Source organism: Streptomyces sp. NPDC058307 (assembly GCF_042880295.1).
Classification (GTDB): Bacteria; Actinomycetota; Actinomycetes; order Streptomycetales; family Streptomycetaceae; genus Streptomyces.
On record NZ_JBHVYZ010000002.1, the window covers coordinates 242,857 to 257,979 of the forward strand.

The window sequence follows — 15,123 nt, forward strand, 5'->3', positions numbered from 1 at the left end:
GATGTCCCTCCCCAAAGCTGAACTGCACCTGCACATCGAAGGCACCCTGGAGCCGGAGCTGGCTTTCGAGCTGGCCGCACGCAACGGCGTCGAGCTGCCGTACGCCTCCACGGACGAGCTCCGCGAGGCGTACCGGTTCGAGGATCTCCAGTCCTTTCTGAACCTGTACTACGAGCTCATGGCCGTCCTGCGCACCGAGCGGGACTTCGAGGACCTGGCGAACGCCTATCTCGCCCGGGCCGCCGCGCAGGGGGTGCGGCACGCGGAGATCTTCTTCGACCCGCAGGCGCACAGCGCGCGGGGCGTGGAGATGGGGACCGTGGTGGAGGGGCTGTGGCGGGCGCTGGGGCGCAGCGAGTCGGTGCATGGCGTCTCGACGCAGCTGATCATGTGCTTCCTGCGGGACGAGTCCGCGGAGTCGGCGCTTGCGACCCTTGAGGCCGCGAAGCCGTATCTCGACCGGATCGTCGGGGTCGGGCTGGACTCCGCCGAGGTGGGGCATCCGCCGGTGAAGTTCCGTGAGGTGTACGAGGCCGCCGCGGCGCTGGGGCTGCGGCGGGTGGCCCACGCCGGGGAGGAGGGGCCGCCGGAGTACATCGTCGAGGCGCTGGACGTGCTCGGGGTGGAGCGGATCGACCACGGGCTGCGATGCGTGGAGTCGCCGGAGCTGGTGGCCCGCCTGGTGCGGGACCGGATTCCGCTGACCTTGTGTCCGCTGTCCAATGTGCGGCTTCGTACGGTCGACGTGCTGGGCGATCATCCGTTGCCCGCGATGTTGGAGGCGGGGTTGATGTGCACGGTCAACTCCGACGACCCGGCTTATTTCGGGGGGTATGCGGGGGACAACTTCGAGGCCGTTCAGCAGGCTCTGGGGCTGGGCGAGGAGCGGTTGCGGGAGCTGGCCCGCAACTCCTTCCTCGCGTCCTTCCTGGAGCACGATGAGGAGTTGCGGGCCCGGTATCTCGCGGAGGTCGAGGCGTACGAGTTCTGAGGTGCTTTGTCGGGTGCGGGCCGGTGGGGGCTGGTCGCGCAGTTCCCCGCGCCCCCTAAAGACCCTAAGCAGCGGTTGCTTTGTCGTACACCTGGGTCTCCACCTGGATCTCCACCACCGGCAGCGTGCGCCTGCCCGCGCCCGTCGCCACCGCCGTCATCGGTACGGCTATCAGCAGCAGGCCCGCCGCCAGGACCGTGCCCATCACGGGAAAGCCGGCTTCGGATGCGAGCAGGCTTCCCGTCAGGGGACCCGCCGCCGTGCCCAATGACGACGCCGAGCCGACCAGGACCGCCCAGCGGCCGCGGGGGTCCAGGGAGGCGGCCAGGCCGATGACGTACGACAGGACGATCGGGTAGAGCGTGTTCCAGGCGATCTCGCCGGTCGCGAAGGACGTCAGGTCGCTCGCGGTGGCGCTGAGGGTGATGCAGGCGGCGATGAGGACCGTGCCGCCGCCGATGGGGAGCGCGTGGCCGAGGCGTGGGCCGAGGGCGCCCGCGCCGACGACGCCCAGCAGGCCCGCGCCGAGGGCGAGCGCGAAGACCACGCCGACCGTCGTCTCGGAGAGGTGGGCCTGGGTGAGGCCGATGCGGCCGCTGACGCCCCAGAGGGCGTTCTGGGTGAGGGACCAGCAGGGCAGGGTCGCGGCGAGGAGGAGGCCGGCGCGGCGGTGGGGGAGCGGGACACGGGTCTCCCGGCTCCGGGCGGGGGCCGTGCGCCGGGGCAGACGGCTCGTCAGGGGCCAGACCGCGAGGGCCGTGAGGGCGATCGCGGCGAGGGGCTGGCCGTGGCCGGGGCCCAGGTGGGGGACGGTCAGGTAGACGGCACCGGCGAGTGCGGAGACGCCGAGCAGGCCGACCGTGGTGGCGCGGTGCGGGTCCGGCTGGGCGGCGATGCCGGTGGCGGCCACCGCCGTCGCCGTACCGGATCCGAAGCCGCCGATCAGGGCCCCCACGACGACGGCCGGGACGGCGTGGGCGAGGGCGGCGCCCGCGTAGCCGAGGACGGCGAGGGTGAGGCCGATGCGGGCGAGCGTGCGGGGGCCGACGCGGTCGGCGCGGGAGGCGAGCAGGAAGCCCGCCGCCGCCGAACTCAGCAGCAGCGCGCTGCCGACGGCACCCGCCTCGGTGGCGGTGAGCGGAAGCCCGGAGTCGAGTCTGCCGACGGTGGTCGGCAGGAGGTAGGGGGCGAGGTACCCGGCCGCGAAAAGGGCAATGAGGGGCCAGGGCAGGGTGGAGCGACGGGCGGACACGGGCGTTCCCAGGGCATGCGCAAGAAGCGGCTCGAAAAGGGGGATTGGCGCAGGCCGTCGACGGACAGGAACGCGCGAAGAATTTGTATCAAGCACGCGGTTGCGGAAGAAGAGCGGGTTGCGTGATGTGGATCACGTTCCGTTTGGGGTGAGGGGAGTCGGGTAGGAGCCGTCGCCCCTAACGCCAACTGGGGGCGCCCCCCGCACCCGGTGCCGTCGCCTCGATCTTGCTCCTGATCTCGCGCATCACCGCGATGATCTGCTGTTCGTGTTCCGGCGTCAGCCGGGCGACCGGCACCGAGCAGCTGACGGCGTCCTGGGCGGGGGAGTCGTAGCGCAGGGCGAAGCCGAAGCCGACGATGCCGAGGACGCCCTCCTCCCGGTCGACCGAGTAGCCGCGGGCACGCACCTCGGCGAGGTCGGCCAGCAGGGACTCGCGGGTGGTGTGGGAGTTCGGGGTGAGTGCCTCGTAGGGCCCCTCGGGGAGCCTTTCGTCGGGCCACTCGGCCAGCAGCGCCTTGCCCAGCGCGCCGGCGTGCGCGGGCAGCCGCCGGCCGACCCTGCTGATGGTCCGCAGGTATTCGTGCGACTCGCGCGTCGCCAGATAGGCCACGTCCCGGCCGTCCAGCCGCCCCATGTGGATCGTCTCGCCCAGCGCCTGGGAGGCCTCGTCGAGATACGGCCGGACGACCCGGACGCGCGGGTCGGAGTCCAGATAGCTCGTGCCGGTGAGCAGGGCGTGGATGCCGATGCCGTAGAGCGAGCCGGTGATGTCGGTGCGGACCCAGCCGCGCGAGATCAGGGTCTGGAGCAGCGCGTACATCGAACTGCGCGGCACACCCAGTTCGTCGGCGAGCTCCTGGAGCCGTGCCGGGCGGTCGCCGCGCGCGGCCAGCAGTTCGAGGAGCTCGACCGTGCGGGCCGCCGACTTCACCTCGCGGACACCGCCGGTCTCCGGGCGCTCGGCCCCTGTCTCTGACATGCACCGATCGTAATCGGCCCCTCAAACCTGACGCCGACCCATTGACGGACGGGATTCGCCTACCTAATCTCTGTCTTCATACGTAGATTTCGTCTACATAGGGAGATGAGGGTGACCCCCGACCCGGACACGGCCCGACGACTGCGGGACGGCATGGCACGCGGTGTGCTGTCGTTCCCGCTCACGAGCTTCCACGACGACGGCACCCTCGACCCGGACGGCTTCCGCGCCCATGTGGCCGCCCAGATCGCCACCGCCCCCGGCGCGGTCTTCCCCGCCTGCGGCACCGGCGAGTTCTTCTCCCTGGACGAGGACGAGTACCGGCAGGTCGTCACCATCACGGTCGAGGAGGCCGGCGGGCGGGTGCCCGTCGTCGCCGGGACCGGCTACGGCTGGGCGCAGGCCGTCCGCTTCGCCCGGATCGCCGAGGAGGCGGGCGCGGACGCCCTGCTGGTCCTCCCGCACTATCTGGTCGCCGCCCCGCAGGACGGCCTGGTCGCCCAGCTGGAGCAGATCGCGGCACGGACCCGGCTGCCGCTCATCGCCTACCAGCGCGGCCAAGTCGCGTTCGGAGTCGGCGCGTTCAAGCGGATCACCGAGATCCCCGGGGTCATCGGGCTCAAGGACGGACACAGCGACCTCGACCGGCTCCAGCGCCTCACCCTCGCCGCCCCCGAGGGCTTCCTGTTCTTCAACGGTGCCTCCACCGCCGAGATCCAGGCGCGCGCCTACGCCACCGTCGGCGTGCCCGCCTACTCCTCGGCCGTCCACGCCTTCGCTCCCGAGATCGCCGACGCCTTCTTCAACGCCCTGCACGAGGGCGACAAGGGCGACGGCACGGTCGAGAAGCTGCTGCGCGACTTCTACGTCCCGCTCGTCGAGCTCCGGGACCGGGTGCCCGGGTACGCCGTGTCCCTGGTGAAGGCGGCGGCACGGCTGCGGGGACGTCCGGTCGGACCCGTACGCGCGCCGCTCACCGATCCGTCCGACGCCGACCTGGCGGACCTCCGCGGGCTGCTGATCACCGGTCTCGCCCTCGTAGGAGCCGCGCTGTGAATCTCGCGATCACCGATGTCCGGTTGACGCCGATCCTGGTCGCCGACCCGCCGCTGCTCAACACCCAGGGCGTGCACCAGCCCTACACGCCCCGGCTGATCGTCGAGGTCGAGACCGCGGACGGGGTCGTGGGGGTCGGGGAGACGTACGGCGACACCAAGTACCTGGAGCTGGCCCGGCCGTTCGCCGGGAAGCTGCTCGGGCGTGAGGTCAGTGATCTGAACGGTCTGTTCACGGTCGCCGATCAGGTGGCCGTCGATTCCTCCCGTGTCTCCGGGCAGGTCGACGTCGGCGGGCTGCGGGGCGTGCAGACCGCCGACAAGCTGCGCCTGTCCGTCGTCTCCGGCTTCGAGGTGGCCTGTCTCGACGCCCTGGGCAAGGCGCTCGGGCTGCCCGTGCACGCGCTGCTCGGGGGCAAGGTGCGGGACGCGGTCGACTACAGCGCGTACCTGTTCTACAAGTGGGCCGCTCATCCCGAGGGCGTCGCCTGCGAGAAGGACGACTGGGGGACGGCTCTCGACCCCGCGGGGGTGGTGGAGCAGGCCCGGCTTTTCACCGAGCGGTACGGCTTCACCTCCTTCAAGCTCAAGGGCGGCGTCTTCCCGCCGGACGAGGAGATCGCGGCGGTCCGGGCTCTCGCCGAGGCGTTCCCCGGACTCCCCCTGCGGCTCGACCCCAACGGGGCGTGGAGCGTGGCGACTTCGCTGCGGGTGGCCCGGGAGCTCGGGGACGTCCTGGAGTATCTGGAGGATCCCGCGCTGGGGACGGCGGCCATGGCCGAGGTGTCCGCCGGGACCGACGTGCCGCTGGCCACCAACATGTGTGTGACGACGTTCGCGGAGATCAAGGAGGCGTTCGCCCGGGACGCCGTCCAGGTGGTCCTCTCCGACCACCACTACTGGGGCGGGCTGCGGAACACCCAGCAACTCGCCGCGATCTGCCGGACGTTCGGGGTGGGAGTGTCCATGCACTCCAACACGCATCTGGGGATCTCGTTGGCCGCGATGACACATGTCGCGTCCACCGTGCCCAACCTTCACCACGCCTGCGACTCGCACTACCCGTGGCAGTCGGAGGATGTGCTGACCGAGCGGCTGGTCTTCGACGACGGGGCCGTACGGGTCTCCGACGCGCCCGGACTCGGCGTCGAACTCGACCGGGAGAAGGTGGAGTTCCTGCACCGGAGGTGGCTGGAGGACGACGGCTCCCTGCGGGAGCGGGACGACGCGGCGGCGATGCGGGTCGCCGAGCCGGGATGGGAGACGCCCGCCGTGCCTCGCTGGTAGTACCAGCAGGGTGCGGCCCCGACGGTTGCCGAGTGCGGGCATCCGTCGGGGCGTACGGTCGTGACGAAGAACGTCAGGACGATGAACGTCAGGACGATGAACGTCAAGGCGGGGCGGAAAGCACCCTCGGCCGCCTATATCCGGTTACAGGCCCCAGCCCCAGCGCAGTTGTGCCACGCCCGAGGAGTTGTTCACGGCGAGTCCGCTGCCGCTCTGCCGGGTGATCGAATAGGTGTCGCCCGAGCGCAGGCCGGGCCAGTAGACGACGCCCATCTGACGGGACCTCGTCAGGTCCGTGGTGGCGGCGAAGTACGCGGTGAAGGTGTTGCCGTCCTGGTTCCCGCCGTAGTAGTTCAGCCCGGTCGTCATCGGGGCACCGGCCTCGTCGATGATGGTGCGGGACGAGTACGAGCCGAGCCGGTTGCTCAGGTTGGTGGTCCAGGCCGAGCGGGTCGTGTCCGAGGCCCAGTATCCGTAGAAGTGCAGCGACAGCAGCGTGCCGTTCAGTGCACTGGCCGCTCCGACGCCCGTCACGTTGTCGTTGTAACCGGTGCCGCTGATGAGGACCCGCCCGCGGGGGGTGCTCGAATGCCGGGACAGCCACGACGAGCAGAGCGACACCCAGTCGTTCAGGCTGTAGCCGAACGGCTCGTTCATCGGCTCGAAGTAGACGTTTCCGTTGCTGCCGTAGTCGCTGATGACCTTGTCCCACATGGTGTTCCACGCGTTGATGTCATCGACTTTGCCGTCCTTGTTCGCTTCCCAGTAGCCGAAGATGACCTTCATGCCGTGGGACAGGGCGGAGTCGGCTGCGCCCTTGTACCGCGCCCACCAGTCCGAGTTGACGCTCTGCGGGTTGATCGGCAGCCGCACGGTGTTCGCGCCGAGCTGCTGCTGGAAGCCGCTGATGATGCCGTCGGCCTTGGAGCGGACGCTGTCGTAGCTGTCCCCGGCCGTGAGGCCGGTCGGGATCACCCAGCCGTCCACGTAATTGTCGCGGCTGTCCGCCCAGTTGACTCCGCGGAAGTCGTTCGTTGCGGCGGATGCGCCATGGGAGACGGTCAGCAGTGGCGCGAGGAGTGCTGCGACCAGGAGGGCGCGCAGACGGGTGCGGGAGCGGAGGCGATTCACACGAACTCCATTGTTCGATTGCTCGATGTTTTCACTTCCCGATGTTTACGTAAACATCGTCCTGACGTGGGGCTGGCGAGGCCGAACGCGGGGAAGTTTCTGAATGCTGGCCCTCCACGGAATTAGTGTCAAGAGCCTGTCAGGAGCCTTGTCCCGTGTGACAGCGGCGGGTTGTCGGTGCCGTGGTGCAGACTGGCCTGAACCGCACCACGTCAGGGAGCGCACCGTGATCGCCTCTGCCTCCGCCTCGTCCGTCGGAAAGCACCACCGCGACCGGCCCCGGGTCGACCCGCTGGCCGCCCTGCGCACACCGGACGACCCGCCCTGGGACGTGTACCTCACGGGCACCGTCTTCCTCGACATCGTCTTCACCGGGCTCGACTCCGCCCCGGTGCGCGGGACCGAGTCCTGGGCCCGCGGGATGGGGTCGAGCCCCGGCGGTGTGGCGAACATGGCCACGGCCCTGGCCCGGCTCGGACTGCGCACCTCGCTGGCCGCGGCCTTCGGCGACGACCACTACGGCGAGTACTGCTGGGACGCCCTCGAGCAGGGCGAGGGCATCGACCTCACCCCGTCCCGCACGGTCCCCGGCTGGCACTCCCCGGTCACCGTGTCGATGGCGTACGAGGGCGAGCGCACCATGGTCTCCCACGGCCACGAACCGCCCCCGGAGGCCGTGCTCATCCAAGAGGGCGCGCCGGACCGCCCCCCACGCGCGCGTGCGGCGGTGGCGTCCCTGGAGCCGGGGAAGCGGGCCCCCTGGATCGCCCAGGCCGCCCACGAGGGCACCCGCATCTTCGCCGACGTCGGCTGGGACGAGACCGGGGCGTGGGACCTGGCGGGCCTCGCCGACCTCGAACACTGCGAGGCCTTCCTGCCGAACGCGCAGGAGGCGATGCGCTACACCGGCGCCGCCTGCCCCCGGGAGGCCGCGCACGCGCTCACCGAGCATGTGCCGCTCGCCGTGGTCACCCTCGGCGCGGAGGGCGCGTACGCCGTGGACCGGCGGACCGGGGAGACCGCCGAGGTCCCGGCGATCGAGGTCGAGGCGCTCGACCCGACCGGCGCCGGGGACGTCTTCGTGGCCGGCTTCGTCACCGGCACGCTCGCGGGCTGGCCGCTGGCGGACCGCCTGGCCTTCGCCGGCCTGACCGCCGCGCTCTCCGTCCAGGAGTTCGGCGGCTCCCTCTCCGCGCCGGGCTGGTCCGAGATCGGCGCCTGGTGGCGCAGGGTCCAGTCCGTCGACTCCCAGGACCCGGCCGCGCTACGACGGTACGCGTTCCTGGCGGACCTGGTCCCCGAGGAGGAGTTCCCGGGCTGGCCGCTGCGGCGGGCGGTACCGACGATCGGCTTCGGCCGGTCGGCGTGAGGGTGGGGGGCGAGCGGATCCCAGTGCTGCGGGGCGGGCCCGTCTCTGCGGCCTGTCGGGGTGGGGGAGGGTGGAGTGATCTGTGGCTGCGGCTCGTCGAGGGGGCGGCTCGTCAGCGCTGCGGGAGGTCGGTCGGATCCGGTGACACCTGCACTGGAGGACCTGTCTCCGTGGCTCGTCGACAGGTCGGCTCGTCAGTGGTGGCCGAGGTCTCGGTGGCCGAGGTCTCAGTGGCGGCCGAGGTCGAGGTCGGGTCGTATCGCCACCGGTCTGCCTGTTCCTGGGGCTCGTCCACCTGAGTCAGCCGCAGGACTTCCGGTCCGCCGAACCCTGGATGGTCGCGAGGGCCGCTCGGCAGGGCCGTCGGAACTCGAGGCTCGGGGCCGGGGCGTATCGCCGCTGGGCGGTCCGCCTCCGTGGTGTGTCGGGCGGGTCGGTACGTCAGTGCCCGGCCGTGCGCTCCAGCACCGACACCACCTGCTCCCGGACCACCTCGCGGGCCGCGGCGGGCAGCGCACCGACCGGCGTACCGCTCAATGCGTCGAGCACGCTGTCCGCGCCCGCGTCGCAGGGCACGCTCTCGCCCAGGAAGTCGTAGCCGTCGCGGACCGCGATGCGCAGGACGGGGCGGTCGCCCGCGTGGACGGCCGTGGCGACGACCAGGGGCGGCGGGCCGCCCGGGGCCTCGGCCACCTTGCGGTAGCCGCTGACCAGCGGATCGCTCCAGCGCAGACTCAGCAGCAGCGGCTTCTTGGCGAGCACTTCGGCGAGGTCCGCCTCGAAGGGCCCCTCCGCCGCCAGCACCTGCGCGCGGGCGTCCAGGACGAGCGCCGCGGGCAGCAGACAGCGCAGGGTGCTGCCGACGAGGTTCCCGCCGACCGTGGCGGCCCGGCGCACCGCCCCGGTGCCGATGCCGGCCGCGGCCCGGTGCAGCACCTCCGGAACCCGTTCGTCGATCCGGTGCAGCAGGACCGCCGCCCCCACCTCCCCGGCCCCGAGAACGTTCGCCTCCGGCACCTCGCGCAGCGACACGGCCTGCTCGGGGAAGCCGTCGCGTTGCCAGGCGGCCCACACCAGCGTGGCACCGCCGACGGGTACCGCCCCGTCGGTCAGACACTCCTGTGCCTCGGCCAGGGACGTGGGCAGACGCAACAGCACGGTCTTCCTTCTTCGAACAGTCGATGTCTTGAACAGATCGGTGTCTTGAACAGATCGGTGTCTTGAACGGTCGAGAACGTCGTACACGCATGGCAGTGAGCGCATTCTTTCCGGGCCCCCGGGGGAGCATGCAGGGCTCACCGCTGCATACAGGGCGCCCCGACCCTCGAAAAGCCCTACGGCGTTGTCAGTGCACCGTCGTACCCTTGACACCGCGAGGCCGCCTTCCGCTGCGCGGCCATGACGAGGAGGAACCGCAGGCGTTGATCGCCGGCCCATGACTCAGACACCCACAGGTCACAGCCCCGCGCAGGGGCAGGCGAGAGCACAGTTCACGGTCCCCGCCCAGCACCCCATGGTCACGGTCCTGGGATCCGGCGACTCCCTCCTGCGCGTGATCGAGAAGGCCTTCCCGGCGGCCGACATCCATGTCCGGGGCAACGAGATCAGCGCGACCGGCGAGGCGGCGGACGTCGCCCTCGTCCAGCGCCTGTTCGACGAGATGATGCTGGTGCTCCGCACCGGACAGCCGATGACGGAGGACGCAGTGGAACGCTCGATCGCCATGCTGCGGGCGAGCGAGAACGGGACGAGTGACGGCCAGGAGACCCCGGCCGAAGTGCTCACACAGAACATCCTGTCCTCGCGCGGCCGCACCATCCGCCCCAAGACCCTCAACCAGAAGCGGTACGTCGACGCGATCGACAAGCACACGATCGTCTTCGGCATCGGCCCCGCCGGTACCGGCAAGACCTACCTCGCCATGGCCAAGGCGGTGCAGGCCCTGCAGTCCAAGCAGGTCAACCGCATCATCCTGACCCGCCCGGCGGTCGAGGCGGGAGAGCGGCTGGGCTTCCTGCCCGGCACCCTCTACGAGAAGATCGACCCGTACCTGCGCCCGCTGTACGACGCCCTGCACGACATGCTGGACCCGGACTCGATCCCACGGCTGATGGCGGCCGGGACGATCGAGGTCGCTCCCCTCGCGTATATGCGAGGTAGGACCCTTAATGATGCTTTTATCATCCTGGACGAGGCCCAGAACACGAGCCCCGAGCAGATGAAGATGTTCCTCACCCGGCTCGGCTTCGACTCGAAGATCGTCATCACCGGTGACGTGACGCAGGTCGACCTGCCGAACGGCACCAAGTCGGGTCTGCGGCAGGTGCAGGACATCCTTGAGGGGCTCGACGACGTGCACTTCTCCCGCCTGTCCTCCCAGGACGTCGTACGGCACAAGCTGGTCGGCCGTATCGTCGACGCGTACGAGAAGTACGACAGCGAGAACGGTACGGAGAACGGCACCCACAAGGGCGGCCGGAACAAGCGGAAGTAGACAAGCCAGCACCATGTCGATCGACGTCAACAACGAGTCCGGAACCGAGGTCGACGAGCAGGCGATCCTCGACATCGCCCGCTACGCGCTCGCGCGGATGCGCATCCACCCGCTCTCCGAGCTCTCGGTGATCGTCGTGGACGCCGACGCCATGGAGCAGCTGCACATCCAGTGGATGGACCTGCCGGGGCCCACCGACGTCATGTCGTTCCCGATGGACGAGCTCAGGCCGCCCAGCAAGGACGACGACGAGCCCCCGCAGGGCCTCCTCGGCGACATCGTGCTGTGTCCCGAGGTCGCAAAGCGGCAGGGCGAGGAGGCCGAGACGCAGCACTCCATGGACGAGGAGCTGCAGCTCCTCACCGTCCACGGGGTGCTGCATCTGCTCGGGTACGACCACGAGGAGCCGGACGAGAAGGCCGAGATGTTCGGCCTGCAGGCGGCCATCGTGGACGGCTGGCGGCAGGAGAAGGGGCTCACCGGTCCGTCCCCCGCGCCGACCGTCTCATGAGCCTGCCCCTCGTCTCCGGCGCGATCGCCCTGGTCGTCGTCGCCTGGCTCGCCGCCTGCGCGGAGGCGGGCCTCGCGCGCGTCTCCAGCTTCCGTGCCGAGGAAGCCGTACGCAACGGCCGGCGGGGCAGCGCCAAGCTCGCGCAGATCGCCGCCGACCCGACCCGCTATCTCAACGTGGCGCTGCTGGTGCGCGTCGCCTGCGAGATGGCGGCGGCCGCCCTGGTCACCTACGCCTGTCTCCAGGAGTTCCCGGGCACCACTCGCGCCCTGCTGGTCGCGATCGGGGTCATGGTGCTCGTGTCGTACGTGGCGGTGGGTGTCTCCCCGCGCACCATCGGACGTCAGCACCCGCTCAACACGGCCACTGCGGCCGCGTACGTCCTGCTCCCGCTGGCCCGGATCATGGGCCCGATCCCGTCGTTGCTGATTCTCATCGGCAACGCGCTCACCCCCGGCAAGGGCTTCCGCCGGGGCCCGTTCGCCTCCGAGGCGGAGCTGCGCGCGCTGGTCGACCTCGCCGAGAAGGAGTCCCTGATCGAGGACGACGAGCGCCGGATGGTGCACTCGGTCTTCGAGCTGGGTGACACGCTGGTGCGGGAGGTCATGGTGCCGCGCACCGACCTCGTCGTCATCGAGCGCTTCAAGACCATCCGCCAGGCGCTGACCCTCGCGCTGCGCTCGGGCTTCTCGCGCATCCCCGTGTCCGGGGAGAGCGAGGACGACATCGTGGGGATCGTGTATCTGAAGGACCTGGTCCGCAAGACGCACATCAGCCGGGACGCGGAGAGCGAGCTGGTGTCCACGGCCATGCGGCCCGCCGCCTTCGTGCCCGACACCAAGAACGCGGGCGACCTGCTGCGCGAGATGCAGCAGGACCGCAACCACGTCGCCGTCGTGATCGACGAGTACGGCGGCACGGCCGGCATCGTCACCATCGAGGACATCCTCGAGGAGATCGTCGGCGAGATCACCGACGAGTACGACCGTGAACTGCCGCCGGTGGAGGACCTCGGCGACGACCGCCACCGGGTCACGGCCCGCCTCGACATCACCGACCTCGGCGAGCTGTACGGGCTCGACGAGTACGACGACGAGGACGTGGAGACCGTCGGAGGGCTGCTGGCGAAGGCGCTGGGCCGCGTTCCGATCGCCGGGGCGTCCGCGGTCGTCGAGCTTCCGGACGGGCGCGAACTGCGCCTGACCGCGGAGGCCGCCGCGGGGCGCCGGAACAAGATCGTGACAGTGCTGGTGGAGCCGGTGGGCGCCCTCGAACCCGCCGAAGAGGAGAAGGTGGCCGAGTGAGCCCCCAGGAGCTGCGCGCCCTGTGTCTGTCCTTCAACGCGGTGGTGGAGGACTTCCCGTTCAACCCCGAGACCTCGGTCTTCAAGGTGCTGGGCAAGCTCTTCGCCCTGACCAACCTGGACGCGCGGCCCCTGACGGTCAACCTCAAGTGCGACCCGGAGGACGCGATCCGGCTGCGTGCGGACCATCCCGGGCTGATCATCCCCGGCTACCACATGAACAAGCGCCACTGGAACACCGTCACCGTGGACGGCGAACTCCCGGACCGTGTGATCCGGGAGCTCGTCGAGGACTCGTACGACCTGGTGGTGGCCGGTCTACCGCGCGCCGAGCGGCTCCGCCTCGACCGCCCCTGAGCGCACCCGCAGCCCCACCGCGACCAGTGCCGCCGCCGCCAGCACGATGACCGTGTCCAGGGCGAGGACCGTGTGGACGCCGGACAGCAGATCGTCGGAGGTGGTGGCGAGGACGCCCAGCAGCGGGATGCCGACGGTGAGGCCGACCTGCTGGGTGGAGGTGACCAGGCCGGTGGCCAGGCCCTGCTCCTCGTCCGGGACTCCGGAGGTCACGGTGACGCCGTACGAGATGATCGCGCCGAGGTGGCACATGCTGGCCAGGGAGACGGCGGCCGTGGCGAGCCAGACGGACCAGTTCCCGGTGCCCAGGCCCAGCAGGGCGGCGATCAGGGTGCCCTGGCCGACGAGCGAGCCGACCAGCGTGCGGCGCGGGCCGAAGCGGCCGATGACCCTCGCGGCGTAGGTGCCGGCGACCGCCGACAGGACGCCCTGCACGCCGAAGACCAGGCCGGTCTCGAAGGCCGACAGGTGCAGGACCTCCTGGAGGTAGAGGGTCAGCACGAAGACGACCGTCGACATCATCGAGAAGGTGACCAGACCGCCGATGTTGCCCCACGCCACTGTGCGGCGGCGCAGCATGGGCAGGGACACCAGGGGCTGTGCGGAACGGGACTCGATCCTGACGAACGCGGCGAGGAGCAGCAGGCCCGAAGCCAGGGTGACGAGGACGTCGGCACGGCCGAAGCCGTGGTCGGCGGCGGTCGACAGGGCGTAGATCAGGGAGAGCAGGCCGCCGGTGACGGTGATCGCGCCGGGGATGTCCAGGCGGGGGCGGTCAGGGGTGCGGGACTCCGGGAGCAGGGCGGGGGCCAGCGGGAGCACGATCAGGGCGAACAGGGAGAGCAGGCCCATCGTGGAGCGCCAGCCGAAGGTGTCGGTGAGGGTGCCGCCGGCCACCATGCCGACGGTGAAGCCGAGCGAGAGCAGGGTGCCGGAGATGCCCAGGGCGCGGTCGCGGGCGGGTCCCTCGGGGAAGGTCGTGGTGAGCAGGGACATCCCGGTCGGCACGATGGCCGCCGCGCCGAGGCCCTGGAGGGCGCGTCCGGCGAGGAAGGACGCCGGGTCCCAGGCGAGGGTCGCGAGCAGGGAGGCCACGCCGAACAGGGCGAGGCCGGACAGGAAGAGCTTCCTGCGGCCGTAGAGGTCGCCGATGCGGCCGAACAGGAGCAGGAAACCACCGGACGGCAGCGCGAACGCCGTGACCGCCCACTGAAGGGCGGAGGGGCTCATGCCGAGGTCGGCGCCGAGGACGGGCAGGGCGACGTTCAGGACGGAGAAGTCCAGCGCGACCATGAACTGGGCGGCGCACAGGACGAACAGGACGAGCTTGTCGCGCGTCGACAGCCGGGGGGTGTCGAGGGCGTCGGGGACGGGGTTTGTGGTGTCGATCGCCATGGGCAAGAGCCTGCGGGCGCCGGAATAGCCGTGGGGAGCCGCAAGTTGTGCTGGTGGTGGCACCACCAGGCAGAGGCGAGGGGGAAGCGTTCGTGCCCGAGGTCGTACCCAAGAGCGAGCGGCACCGTGAGCTGCGCGAGTTCCTGATGAGCCGGCGGGCCCGGGTCTCGCCCGCCGAGGCCGGGCTGCCGGACGGCGGGGCGCGGCGGCGGACACCCGGGCTGCGGCGCGAGGAGGTCGCGGTGCTCGCCGGGGTGGGTGCCTCCTGGTACCAGTGGCTGGAGCAGGGGCGGGACATCTCCGTGTCCCCGCAGGTCCTCGACTCCGTCGGGCGGGTGCTGCGGCTCAGCAACGCGGAGCGGCGGCATCTGTACGTCCTCGCCGGGCTGAACCCGCCCGCGCCGGAACCGGCCGCCGAGCATGGCTGCGAGGGGTTGCTGCGGCTGATCGACGCGTGGATGCCGTATCCGGCGCACATCATGGACGCGTACTACAACTGCGTGCTGTACAACGACGCGGCGGGCTGGGTGCTCGGCATGCGTCCTGAGAACACCCAGAACTGTCTCGTCGACTTCTTCACCGACCCGCTGTACCGGTCGCGATCGCACAGCTGGGAACAGAACGCGCGCACGGTCGTCGCCCAGTTCCGGGCGGCCGCCTCGGCGCGGCCGGACGACGAGGGGTTCCAGGAGGTGCTGGCCCGGGTGCGGTCGGCGAGCGCCGAGTTCACCGAGCTGTGGGAGCGGCGGGACATCGAGGACGCCGGAGTGATCCGCAAGGAGCTCGACCATCCGCTGGTCGGGCTGCTGTGCGTGGAGTCCACGGCGATGAAGGTACCGGCCCGCTCCGACCTGACGGTCGTCCTGCACACCCCGCTGGACGAGGCGAACACAGCGGCCAAGCTGGAGTGGCTGGCCTCACCGGAGGGACGCCGGGGGGCGATGTATCCGGTGGCGGGGTGACGCACTCGGTGACGGGTGTGCTTCGTATGCTCCT

The 15,123-nt window shown here is 70.7% G+C and carries 14 protein-coding genes; 9 read left to right on the forward strand and 5 right to left on the reverse strand.

Features of this window, described 5'->3' with window-relative positions; genetic code table 11:
- Position 1: 1 nt before the first annotated feature.
- Positions 2-991 (forward strand): adenosine deaminase, encoded by a 990-nt coding sequence (locus tag ACFVYN_RS02920; RefSeq protein WP_389991529.1) that lies wholly within the window; start codon positions 2-4, stop codon positions 989-991.
- Positions 992-1,055: 64 nt separating this feature from the next.
- Here the strand turns inward: ACFVYN_RS02920 and ACFVYN_RS02925 are convergent, their stop codons facing one another.
- Both ACFVYN_RS02925 and ACFVYN_RS02930 read right to left on the reverse strand, forming a co-directional pair.
- On the reverse strand, positions 1,056-2,243 hold the full coding sequence (locus ACFVYN_RS02925) for an MFS transporter (RefSeq protein ID WP_389991532.1): 1,188 nt from the start codon (positions 2,241-2,243) through the stop codon (positions 1,056-1,058).
- 178 nt (positions 2,244-2,421) lie between these two features.
- On the reverse strand, positions 2,422-3,225 hold the full coding sequence (locus ACFVYN_RS02930; RefSeq protein ID WP_389991535.1) for an IclR family transcriptional regulator: 804 nt from the start codon (positions 3,223-3,225) through the stop codon (positions 2,422-2,424).
- 105 nt (positions 3,226-3,330) lie between these two features.
- Here ACFVYN_RS02930 and ACFVYN_RS02935 point away from each other — a divergent pair, with 105 nt between their 5' ends.
- Together ACFVYN_RS02935 and ACFVYN_RS02940 are read left to right on the forward strand one after the other, a co-directional pair.
- Positions 3,331-4,281, forward strand: a complete 951-nt coding sequence (locus tag ACFVYN_RS02935; protein ID WP_389991537.1) for a 5-dehydro-4-deoxyglucarate dehydratase — start codon at positions 3,331-3,333, stop codon at positions 4,279-4,281.
- Positions 4,278-5,567, forward strand: coding sequence for a glucarate dehydratase family protein (locus ACFVYN_RS02940; RefSeq protein WP_389991540.1), 1,290 nt, complete (start codon positions 4,278-4,280; stop codon positions 5,565-5,567). Before ACFVYN_RS02935 ends, ACFVYN_RS02940 begins: the two co-directional genes overlap by 4 nt.
- A gap of 144 nt (positions 5,568-5,711) precedes the next feature.
- Here the strand turns inward: ACFVYN_RS02940 and ACFVYN_RS02945 are convergent, their stop codons facing one another.
- On the reverse strand, positions 5,712-6,698 hold the full coding sequence (locus tag ACFVYN_RS02945; protein ID WP_389991543.1) for a cellulase family glycosylhydrolase: 987 nt from the start codon (positions 6,696-6,698) through the stop codon (positions 5,712-5,714).
- A gap of 226 nt (positions 6,699-6,924) precedes the next feature.
- Here ACFVYN_RS02945 and ACFVYN_RS02950 point away from each other — a divergent pair, with 226 nt between their 5' ends.
- A complete protein-coding gene (locus ACFVYN_RS02950) occupies positions 6,925-8,067 on the forward strand; it encodes a carbohydrate kinase family protein (RefSeq protein ID WP_389991546.1) in 1,143 nt (380 codons plus the stop codon).
- Positions 8,068-8,508: 441 nt separating this feature from the next.
- Here the strand turns inward: ACFVYN_RS02950 and ACFVYN_RS02955 are convergent, their stop codons facing one another.
- Positions 8,509-9,225, reverse strand: coding sequence for an FAD binding domain-containing protein (locus ACFVYN_RS02955; protein ID WP_389991549.1), 717 nt, complete (start codon positions 9,223-9,225; stop codon positions 8,509-8,511).
- A gap of 277 nt (positions 9,226-9,502) precedes the next feature.
- Here ACFVYN_RS02955 and ACFVYN_RS02960 point away from each other — a divergent pair, with 277 nt between their 5' ends.
- From ACFVYN_RS02960 to ACFVYN_RS02975, 4 genes are read left to right on the forward strand one after another with little or no spacing between them, the layout of a single operon-like run.
- Positions 9,503-10,561: a PhoH family protein gene (locus tag ACFVYN_RS02960; protein ID WP_389991552.1), complete on the forward strand. Its 1,059-nt coding sequence runs from the start codon at positions 9,503-9,505 to the stop codon at positions 10,559-10,561.
- 13 nt (positions 10,562-10,574) lie between these two features.
- Positions 10,575-11,072, forward strand: coding sequence for an rRNA maturation RNase YbeY (gene ybeY / locus ACFVYN_RS02965; protein WP_352383805.1), 498 nt, complete (start codon positions 10,575-10,577; stop codon positions 11,070-11,072).
- Entirely contained in the window at positions 11,069-12,376 is a 1,308-nt protein-coding gene (locus tag ACFVYN_RS02970) for a hemolysin family protein (RefSeq protein ID WP_389991554.1), read from the forward strand. Before ybeY ends, ACFVYN_RS02970 begins: the two co-directional genes overlap by 4 nt.
- Complete coding sequence (locus ACFVYN_RS02975) at positions 12,373-12,732, forward strand: MmcQ/YjbR family DNA-binding protein (protein ID WP_389991557.1); 360 nt, start codon at positions 12,373-12,375, stop codon at positions 12,730-12,732. Before ACFVYN_RS02970 ends, ACFVYN_RS02975 begins: the two co-directional genes overlap by 4 nt.
- Here the strand turns inward: ACFVYN_RS02975 and ACFVYN_RS02980 are convergent.
- Positions 12,694-14,127, reverse strand: coding sequence for an MFS transporter (locus ACFVYN_RS02980; RefSeq protein WP_389991560.1), 1,434 nt, complete (start codon positions 14,125-14,127; stop codon positions 12,694-12,696). The two genes, ACFVYN_RS02975 and ACFVYN_RS02980, sit on opposite strands and share 39 nt — an antisense overlap.
- A 146-nt stretch (positions 14,128-14,273) precedes the next feature.
- Here ACFVYN_RS02980 and ACFVYN_RS02985 point away from each other — a divergent pair, with 146 nt between their 5' ends.
- The gene (locus tag ACFVYN_RS02985; RefSeq protein WP_389991653.1) at positions 14,274-15,089 is read left to right on the forward strand and encodes a helix-turn-helix transcriptional regulator; all 816 of its coding nucleotides are present in this window, start codon (positions 14,274-14,276) and stop codon (positions 15,087-15,089) included.
- Positions 15,090-15,123: the final 34 nt, after the last annotated feature.